This window comes from Dehalococcoidia bacterium, from assembly GCA_030648205.1.
Lineage (GTDB): Bacteria > Chloroflexota > Dehalococcoidia > JAUSIH01 > JAUSIH01 > JAUSIH01.
The window spans coordinates 1-9,376 of sequence record JAUSIH010000027.1; the positions used below are offsets into that span (position 1 = coordinate 1).

Genomic DNA, 9,376 nt, shown 5'->3' on the forward strand with positions numbered 1-9,376 from the left:
CGGGGTGATGAACCTGTCCAAGCAGCGGGGCAACGCCGCCTTCACCCGGAGCGACATGGAGTTGTTCACCGTGCTGGCGGGGCAGGTGGCCGCGGCAATCGAGAACGCGCGGCTCTATGAGAGCCTGAAGATCAAGTCGCAGGAGCAGGAGAAGGAGAAGAAGGACCTGGAGCAGCGGATGGGGGAGATCCGGGGGTTGAATAGCTTCCTGCAAACCCAGCAGGCGGGCGTGGCGGAGATGCGCGAGACGAGCCGCAGGCTGGAGGAGCAGTACCGGGAGTTTGTCCGAACACTCGCCGCCGCGGTGGACGGACGCTGCCCGGAGCGGCATGAGCGCTCCCGCACGGTGGCGGCGCTGGCGGTGAGCGTGGCGCAGGTCATGGGCCTGGCGCGGGAGGACGTGGAGGAGGCCGCCTACCTGCATGATATTGGCCTCCTGGCGCTCCCCGAGGAAGCGCTCAATCGGCGTGGCGTCCTGTCGCCAGAGGAGCGCGAGAAGATGGTCAAGCACCCTGAGGTTGGAGCCAGGCTTCTCTCCGACGCCCGCATCCAGTCCAGCGTCCGCGACGCGGTGCTGCACCACCACGAGAACTTCGACGGCTCCGGCTATCCGCTGGGCCTGGCCCGTGAGGCGATTCCCCTGGCGGCGCGCATCCTCCGGGTGGTGGACTCCCTGGAGGCCATGACCACGCCGCGCTCCTACCGCAAGAAGGTCATCACGCGGAGTCAGGCCTTAAAGGAAATGCAGCAGAAGGCGGGTAAGCTCTACGATCCCCAGGTGGTCTCAGCGCTGGAGAAAGCCCTGGGCGAGGCCGTCGCCGGCAAGTAGCACACAGGCCATAGCGCCGTCTGGTTGACTGACGCTCACGTAGAAGACGCTCGCCCCGCGGCAGCTTCAGACAGTCATGCGCCCGGCGATACCACGACCAATTCTGGACGCTCCTTCCTGAAGCCGTTTGTCTCTGCCTATCTATCCCCGCCTCTCCCATAGCCACAGGACTTTTTGCTCACCCCTAACGGTACCAAGGGGCTATTATCAATGGCGCCGCCCTGTAGTAGTCTGGCTTCAAACGCGGGGCACGGCGATTCTGCCGAGGCCTCCGCAAAAATCGAGGAGCCAGAACGAAACAGGAGGTGCGTTCATGTCACATCGTCTGGTCCGGGAACAGAAGGGCTTTACCCTGGTCGAGTTGCTGGTCGTGGTCGCCATTCTGGGCGTCCTCGCCGCCGTCGCCCTGCCGAACGTGACCCAGTTCATCACGAGCGGCACGACGGAGGCGAACAACACGGAGTTGCAGGCTGTCCAGACCGCCATGGACCTCTACATGACCAAGAACAAGCTCGCGGCGGTGCCAGTCCAGGCGGCGGGGACGGCGGACCTCGGAGCCTCAACCCCTCCGCTGTATCCGGACTACATACGCATCCAGACCACAGGGTTTGCGGCCGGCTACAAGTGGATCGCCACAGGACAGGTCTCGCCTGGACCCTAGTCTCCTTCCTTGACGCCTTGGCTCTTCTAAAGAGAGATAGGCTACCCGCCAGCGAAAGGCCCCGGAGAATCCCGGGGCCTTTCGTATTTTCTGGGGCTGGCGTAGTGCTTCTACCGCTTCGTAACGGCATCCCCGTTTGGAGTGTCTGGCGTGAGGCAGACTAGAACCCGTTCCAAAATTTGGCTTCATGGTTCGACAAGCTCACCATGAACGGAAAAACCACCGCTCACCCTGAGCTTGTCGAAGGGTGAGCGGTGGTTTGAAATGACTTCTAGAGGAGGTGAAGTTTCGCAAAGGGAGGATGCATGGCCGCCCTGTGGCCCACCGGAGGAGTGGGAGGTGTCCTCCCACAAGCTCTTGCCCTCCCGCGTCTTTGGATAAGGAATGGGGAGCGAGGGGGCTTGTTCCGTGAACGAGGTTTCAGAAGCACTACATGAGGTGGGCGGCTGAGGGAGACCTGTTATCAGCGTGTCGTCAGACGGAAGGTGAACGATACGTTTCCCTGATCGCCCTGCTGCGACACGGTGTCCACCTGCACCTTTTTGAACTGGCCGGTGTTCTCCAGGGCGCGGAGGTACTGGAGGGCGGTCTCATAGCTGTCGGCCGTCCCGGACAGGGTCACGCTTCGTCCCGTCTCCCCTTTAGCCGTTGCAAGGGTCACCTGAGGGGGCGCCGCGCTGGCCGCAACCTGCATGACCGCGCTGAGGGTGCCCCTGCCTTCCACCAACTGTCCGTATCCCTTCTCCAGGCTCTCCGCCTCCGCGCTGATCTTCTGGATGCGCTCCTCCAGTGACCGCACGTCCGCCAGAGCCTGCCGCCGCGCGGTCACCTCTCTGGACAGTGGCGCTTTGAGGCGGGTGAGACGGGCGACATCCTGGTCCAGGGACGCCTTGTATCCCGCGACAGGCGCAAGGCCGCTCAGAGCCGCGGCCATCGCAAGCCCGACGCCTATCTGCTTGTAAGGTATGGGCCGGGGGCCCAGCTCCCTGGGCAGAAGGTCCACGTTGAACCGGCAGGCGGGAATCCTGGCGGGCATGGACTGCAGCGCCAGCCCCAAGTTCGCCGCGTACTCCGCGACAGGGAAGTCCTCCGGATAGTCGAGCGGGACACGGAGCGGCTCCAGTGGCAAGTCCACACTCTTGCGCAGGAGCTCTTCCAGAGGAGGCTCGGACGCCATGTCCCCCGTGATGACCAGCGACGCCTGCTGGAGGGAGACTCCGTTGCGCTCGCCGCTCTCGTAGAACTGGAGCGTCCGCCCCACCTCCTCCGAGATGCGAGCGGCCTGTTTCTCCGGGGATGCCTCACCCGGCGGCGCGTTCAGGGAGCGGACCAGGACCGGCACGCCTCCCGCGACGACCACGATGTCAAAGCCGTGGGGGGCGATGTCCACGATGAGGCAATCCGTCCGGTTCGCGGCTTTGGCGAGCGCGAAGGGCCTGATGTCCACCAGCCTGGGCCGGAGACCAAGTGCGCCCAGGGCGCGTACGTGGCTCTGCATGATCCCGCGCAGAACGCCCAGGAGGAACAGCGTTCTCTGCCCGTCGCGTGCGGGGAGAGTCCGCCAGAAGAGGTAGACGTCCTCCAGGGCCACGGGCAGCTCCGTGCGGGCCAGGCGCGGGATGGCTTCCTTCAGGACGTCGCCTTTGATATCGGGAAGGGCTATCGTCCGCAGCATGGCCCTGCTCCCCGGAATGGCCAGGAGCATGCGTCTGGTCCTCTCCAGGCCCTCCGGCAAGAGCAGGACGTTGACGGCTTTCTCCAGCGCCTCTTTATTTTCAACGGCCCCGTCGCGGACGACTCCTGCGGGCAGGGGCGCCGTCGCCCACGTGACCACACGGCTGCCGCGGAAGACGACCATCCGCACGGCGCCGGCCTCGACGCTGAGCGTCACGGTGCGCCGGTCAACGAGCCTTTCGAAGGCGCCGAGAACGCCTCCGCGGGGGCGGCTTGTGGCCGCCTCCACCGCAGCCCCGCACGGCGGGGTCTCTCTGGGGGAACTGACGCTAACGGCCACCGGGCGCCTCCTGGGCGCGGCGCAGCCCGTCACGGGCCTCCGGCCCGCCGGGACGCAGGGCCAGCGCCGCCCTGAACTCGGCGATCGCCATGTCCACCTTGCCTGCGCCGGCCAGATCCCGCCCGTGCGCGACGTAGGCCTGATAGAGCATGGCGTCCAGGGATTCCGACGGAACATTAGGATTCCGCAGCTCGTTCAGGACGCCGATGACCAGGTCCCAGCCGCCCTGGTCCCAGTACTGCTTCACCGTCGCCTGTAGCCGGGCGCGCTCCCGCAGCACGGCCTGGGGCAGCGGCGTCGGAGGCGCGCTGTCGTGGCCGGCGATCTCGGCGGCGCCGGGCTGCGCATAGACGGTAAACGCGAGGCCCAGAGAGAAGAAGTCCTTCGACTGCGTGATGGTGGTTGAGCGCAGGATCAGTGTGTCCATTGCTGCCGCGTCCAGGCGGCGCAGGAACTCCATGACCTGTTCTCTGTCCCCCTGGGCCGTCAGAGAGTAGCGGTGCGCCTCATACACGCGGTCGCCCACCTTCTCCTGTTCCGGTGTATTCGCCTTGAGGTCGCGAACGTCCACCCCGGCCGTGCGGGCCTCCGCCATCACCAGGACCACGACCTGGGACGCTAGCAGTCGCGGGGGCACGAGCCGGGTACTCGCCGCGCGGCGCTCCTCGGCCGTCCGCAGACGGGCCTCCACCGCCGGGACGTCCACCGACGTCTGGGCGACGGTGTCGCGCAGGATACTGACGTCTTTCCGTGCCTTCTCGGCTGCTCGTGTCTGCACCGCGGCCCCTACGGCAAGGCCCAGGTAGGCGACCGCGAGAAGCGCGATGAGTCCCTTGACCAGAATGTCAGGCCGGACCCGAAGAAGAGCAGCCCGCCCTCCCACACCGCCAGACGTATTCAGTACGTATTCAGCCTTCACCTTCGTTACTCCTCGCGCCAGGAGCGTATGCGGACGACGCCGCTCTGGATGCCCACCCGCGAGCGGATGGCGACGGTGCCCGCCGAGGCGCGGATGTCATACTGCGGCAGGGTGACGGCGATCGGAGCCGCGTCGCCGCTTGACGCCGGATTGCCGCTGTCGTAAGTGGGCTCCACCCACGCCTGGTTGTAGTACGTTCCGTCCTGTGGAGTGGCCGTCGCCCGGAAGACCTGAGTGCCCGTCTGGCCCGAGGCGATGCTGGGTTTTGGAGAGTTGAACTCCCAGTCCACCGTTTGCTGGCCGTTCTGCATGGAGAGCGTCGGCTCGGCGGTGGTGAAGCCGCTGCTGCTTCCCGGCACGTACGTGAACCCCTGTGGGAGCACGTCCCACATCTGTTCCAGCTTGATAGTGGCGGTGCCCGTATTGATGACCTGGATGGTGTACGTGAACACGGTGGTCTGGCCCGGCGGAGCGTAGGGAGGCTCGACCGTCTTGCCTACTTGGAAGTTGTGGCCTGGCTGGGGGGTCGGCGTCGGCAGAGGGGTGGGTGTAGGGACAAGGGTGACCGAGATGGTGACCGGCATGCCGTCCACCGTCTTCTGGTAAGAGACGGGCGTGGACACGGGCAGGCCGGCGACGAAGGTTGGGTCATAGCGGACGCGCCAGATACCATGCTCCACGCCCGCGTCCGCCGCCGTCCGGTTGCCCAGGTGCGCGGACGACTCCCTGGCGCTCAGGAGGTCCGCGGACTCCGCGGTCAGGAAGGAGGTGACCATGAGCGTGCCCACCGCCAGGACGATGAGCACCAGGACCAGGACCTGGCCGCGCTCGTCACGCGCAAGCTCGCGGACCTCTCCGTTCACGGACCACGTCATGGGCGCGTTCAACCCGTACTCCGTATCGAGAACTGGTAGATCGTCTGGGTGGCGCTTCCCGAAGGCGACGGCGTGGTCAGGGTGAGGGTAACCAGAGCGCCTGTCCGCAGAAAGGACACGGCGGTGACGCGCCAGGCGATTGTATGGGTGGCCCCGTCCGCTGTCCGCCGCAGCTCCGTCCCCACGAGCGCGTACGAGACCTGGCGCAGCGTGCTTCCGCCGCCGTAACGGTCCGTGGACGTGATGGCGACCGAGCTCTGGGCCGGGCCGCCGTCCGGCAGATCGGTGGAGTTTGCCAGCGGGATGTCCACGCTCAGCCATGTCGCCGCGGTGCGCAGGTCCTGCAACTGGGCTGATTGCTGGGTGTTCCATGTCGTAGTCTGAAATGTCTCGAACATGGCGGCGCCCGCGGGCGCCGCGATAAGTCCGGTAATCGCGGCGGAGATGAGCATCTCCAGAAGGGTACTCCCCCGCTGGTCGCCGCGCAGGTTTCCGACGAGCTGTGCAACGGTATGCATGCGTCCAGTCCTACCGGTTAGTCTTGTACGTCTGCAGGGTCACGTAGGGCTGCCCGTTCAGGGAGACGGTGATGGTGACCAGAGAGACGTTGTTATCGCTTTCGGCGGACACCGCGCTGGCGGTGAGGGTATAGTCTGGCGATGGCGTCACCGTCGCGTAGCTTGCGGGAGGCGCCTGGTACGGCAGGCCTTTCATGTATTCAACCTGCGAAAGCGCCATCTGCTCCGCGCCGACGCTGGACTGCGCTTCGCGGGTCGCCAGGGAGCCCGACGAAAGCCCCGCCAGGAGCACTACCGCCACGATGCCCAGCAACGCGACAGCCAAAACGCTCTCAAGCAGGCTCGATCCGCGCTGGTCCATCCTCAGAACGCTCCTTCCCCGCACGGCGGGGCCGTTCACTTCCTGAGCGCTTGTCCCATTGAGAACATGGGCAGGATGACGGACAGGGCAATGAAGGCCACCAGCACTCCGATGCCGAGGGTAAGGGCAGGCTCGATGAGCGAGACCAGGGAGTCTATGCGCTCCTCTACCTCCTGCTCGTACGAGTCAGCGACGTGCGTCAGGTTGGACTCCAGGGTGCCGGACTCCTCGCCCACGCGGACCATCTGGATGAACAGGGGCGGAAAGTAGGGGACGCGGCCCAGAGGCACGGCGAGGCCCTGGCCTTGCAGCAGTTGCTCCTGGGCTGCCGCAAGGGCCTCGTTCAATACCACGTTGGAGACAGTTGCGCGCGTGAGGACCAGCGCGTCGGATATCGGGATGCCCGCGTGGAGCAGCATGGCCATTGTCCGGCTGAGGCGGGCGGTGGCCTGCAACGCGAGCAGGGACCCTATCAGGGGCAGGGAGAGCAGGAGCCGGTGGAACCGGCGACGGCCTGCGGGACGGCTGATATACACCTTTGTAGCTATGCCGAGGGCGACGACGGCCAGCGCGAGATAGAGGCCATACGCCACCAGAAAGTCGCTCAGGCGCATCATCACCAGGGTGGTCCATGGCAGATTCACCTTGAGCGAAAGGAAGACCTTGGAAATCTGCGGCAGCACGAACGTCAGGATTAAGATGACGACCGCAACCGCTACCGTCACGACGATGGCGGGATAGACCAGAGCCTTCATGAGCTTCTTGGCGATGGCCCTTTCGCGGTCTATGTAGCCTGCGACCTGCCGCAGGACTTGTTCAAGGCCGCCTGATCGCTCTCCCATCTCTATCATGCGTACAGTAAGTTGGTTGAACGCGTTGGGGTGCTGCCGCAGGGCGTCTGACATGGTGCTCCCCGATTGGACCGACTGGATGACAGAGGTGAGGATGCTCTGGAGGCCGGGTTTGATGGCCTGCTGGCGCAGCACCTGGACCGCGGACAGCAGGGGGGTGCCCGTCTCCAGCAGAATGCTGAGCTGACGCAACAAGGCGATGATGTCCGAGGCGGTGGGGTGGGTGACGCTTGGGAAAAGCTCGCCCATGGAGGGGCGCCGCGAAAAGGACCGGAGGCGCAGGACACGGTACCCCGCCTTCTCCAGGGACTTCTCGGCGTCCACCTCCTCGGCCGTATCCAGAACTCCCTCTATCAGGCGTCCATCGGCGGTGGAGGCCACATACTGGAATGGCATACTGTTACGTCGTCCGGCCTTTCGTGTTGCGGCTCCTCACTAGGTCGCCGAATAGACGGTGCGCAGCACCTCGGAGATGGTGGTCATGCCCATCTTGGCCTTCAGCATGCCGTCTTTGAGCATGGGCACGGTCCCGTCCCGGGCCGCCTGCGCGGCGGTTTCCCCGCCGCTCGCGCCCGCGGTCACCAGCTTGCGGACGTCCTCGCTCATGGCCAGCAGCTCAAAGATGCCGGTGCGGCCCAGGTAGCCCGTTCCCATGTCGAACTGGCAGCCCGCGCCGGAGACGGCCTCTTCCAGCGTCTCGTGCAGAGTATTGGCGTACGTCACGGCCTGGTCGGCGGGCACCGGCCCGCGCGTGCGGCAGTGCGGGCACACCCGGCGCACCATGCGCTGGCTCAGCACTCCCACCAGCGCCGACGCCACCAGGAAAGGCTCAATGCCCAGGTTGATGAGCCGGGACAGGGAGCCCACCGCGTCGTTGGCGTGGATGGAGGACAGGACCAGGTGCCCGGTGAGCGCCGCCTGCACCGCGATGCGGGCCGTCTCGCTGTCGCGTATCTCTCCCACCAGGATGACGTCGGGGTCAAGGCGCATGATGGAGCGCAGCCCTACGGCAAACGTGAGTCCCGCCTTGGGGTTCACCTGGATGGAGTTGACGTCGGGGAAGCGGTACTCCACGGGGTCTTCGATGGTGATGACATTGCGTTCGCTGTGGTCCATCTGGCTGACCGAGGCGTAGAGAGTCGTGGTCTTGCCGGACCCCGTCGGCCCGCAGACAAGGATCATCCCGTGGCTGCTTTTCAGCATGCGGTTATAGCGGCCCAGTATTTCCGGCAGGAAGCCCAGGTCGGAGAGGTTGCGGATGGAGGCGGACTTGTCCAGGATGCGCAGCACCATCATTTCCCCGTAGATGGTATCGGTGGTGGCCGCGCGCATGTCCACCTCGCGCCCGTCCGAGGAGAGGCTGAGCTGGCCGTCCTGCGGCAAGCGCCGCTCCGCGATGTTCATGCCGGCCATGATCTTGAGCCGCGACACGAGGGGCGCGTGGGTGCTGGTGGGCAGGGAGAAGACCTCGTGAAGGATGCCGTCAATGCGGAACCGGATGCGCAGGCGGCTGGCCTGCGGCTCGATATGGATGTCGGACGCCCTGTCCTTGATTGCCTGGCTGAGCATCAGGTCCACCGTTCGGACGATGGGCGTCCGGGTCACGACCTCCGGCGCAATGGCGGCGGCCTCGCGCTCGGCGGGGGCGAACTGCTGAAGCTCGCGCGTGATTTCCCCCGTGACCTTGTAGTAGAGGTCAATGGCCTCCAGAATCTCGGCCTCCGCCACCGGCACCGGGATGATGTGCAGCCCGCAGTGGGCGTGGAGGTCATCAATAGCCTGCAGGTCCTCAGGGTCGGCCATGGCCACGGCCAGGCGGTCGCCTTCCGCGTGGATAGGCACCACGCGATGCCTGCGGGCCAGGTTCTCCGGCACCAGGGCCAGGACAGAAGGGTCTATGCGCTGCTTTTTGAGGTTGACGCCGGTGGACACGGACGCGGCGTCTCGAGAGGCAACGAGCCGCAGCAGGGCAGGGGTGGAGTGCGCCGCCTCGGCCTGTGGGAGTGGCTCGGAAGATGACGGTTTTTGCTCGCTCTCAGGAGAGACGGTGAGAGACCGGATTGGGTGTGTCATCATCAAGGTGTCCTCCTACAGGGCTTCGGGGCGGGCTACCGGAGGCCATTGACAGAGTGAGGGAAGCTGGTGGAGCTGTGTTGAGTATGCGGCGCCCGATACGTGCGGACAATAGTACTTTAGGTTAAAGCGACGGGGTGAATTCGTACTAACGGTGCGTGCCCCCTGTGTGCGCATACGTGGGTATCGGGGGTGCGCCGGCGGCCCGATTACGGTGGCGAGACCGACGTTGTATGATAAGAACAGGGAGGGGTAGTCTCCTGAGGGAAAGGAGG

9 protein-coding genes are annotated in these 9,376 nt (G+C 65.5%); 2 read left to right on the forward strand and 7 right to left on the reverse strand.

The window, feature by feature from the left end:
• Both Q7T26_03020 and Q7T26_03025 read left to right on the forward strand, forming a co-directional pair.
• A partial coding sequence (locus tag Q7T26_03020) for an HD domain-containing phosphohydrolase (protein ID MDO8531128.1) occupies positions 1-829 on the forward strand: 829 nt, incomplete at its 5' end.
• Positions 830-1,142: 313 nt separating this feature from the next.
• On the forward strand, positions 1,143-1,490 hold the full coding sequence (locus tag Q7T26_03025) for a type II secretion system protein (GenBank protein ID MDO8531129.1): 348 nt from the start codon (positions 1,143-1,145) through the stop codon (positions 1,488-1,490).
• A 463-nt stretch (positions 1,491-1,953) separates the two neighbouring features.
• Here Q7T26_03025 and pilM read toward each other — a convergent pair whose 3' ends face one another.
• The 7 genes from pilM to Q7T26_03060 are packed head-to-tail and all read right to left on the reverse strand — an operon-like array spanning position 1,954 to position 9,104.
• Positions 1,954-3,504 (reverse strand): pilus assembly protein PilM, encoded by a 1,551-nt coding sequence (gene pilM, locus Q7T26_03030; GenBank protein ID MDO8531130.1) that lies wholly within the window; start codon positions 3,502-3,504, stop codon positions 1,954-1,956.
• Positions 3,494-4,423, reverse strand: a complete 930-nt coding sequence (locus Q7T26_03035) for a hypothetical protein (GenBank protein ID MDO8531131.1) — start codon at positions 4,421-4,423, stop codon at positions 3,494-3,496. The genes pilM and Q7T26_03035 overlap by 11 nt, the downstream gene beginning before the upstream one ends.
• A 5-nt stretch (positions 4,424-4,428) precedes the next feature.
• Positions 4,429-5,298: a hypothetical protein gene (locus Q7T26_03040; GenBank protein ID MDO8531132.1), complete on the reverse strand. Its 870-nt coding sequence runs from the start codon at positions 5,296-5,298 to the stop codon at positions 4,429-4,431.
• An 8-nt stretch (positions 5,299-5,306) separates the two neighbouring features.
• Entirely contained in the window at positions 5,307-5,816 is a 510-nt protein-coding gene (locus tag Q7T26_03045; protein MDO8531133.1) for a prepilin-type N-terminal cleavage/methylation domain-containing protein, read from the reverse strand.
• Between the two features lie 10 nt (positions 5,817-5,826).
• On the reverse strand, positions 5,827-6,177 hold the full coding sequence (locus Q7T26_03050) for a type II secretion system protein (GenBank protein ID MDO8531134.1): 351 nt from the start codon (positions 6,175-6,177) through the stop codon (positions 5,827-5,829).
• A 35-nt stretch (positions 6,178-6,212) separates the two neighbouring features.
• The gene (locus Q7T26_03055) at positions 6,213-7,424 is read right to left on the reverse strand and encodes a type II secretion system F family protein (protein MDO8531135.1); all 1,212 of its coding nucleotides are present in this window, start codon (positions 7,422-7,424) and stop codon (positions 6,213-6,215) included.
• Positions 7,425-7,463: 39 nt separating this feature from the next.
• A complete protein-coding gene (locus Q7T26_03060) occupies positions 7,464-9,104 on the reverse strand; it encodes a GspE/PulE family protein (protein MDO8531136.1) in 1,641 nt (546 codons plus the stop codon).
• Positions 9,105-9,376 lie beyond the last annotated feature (272 nt).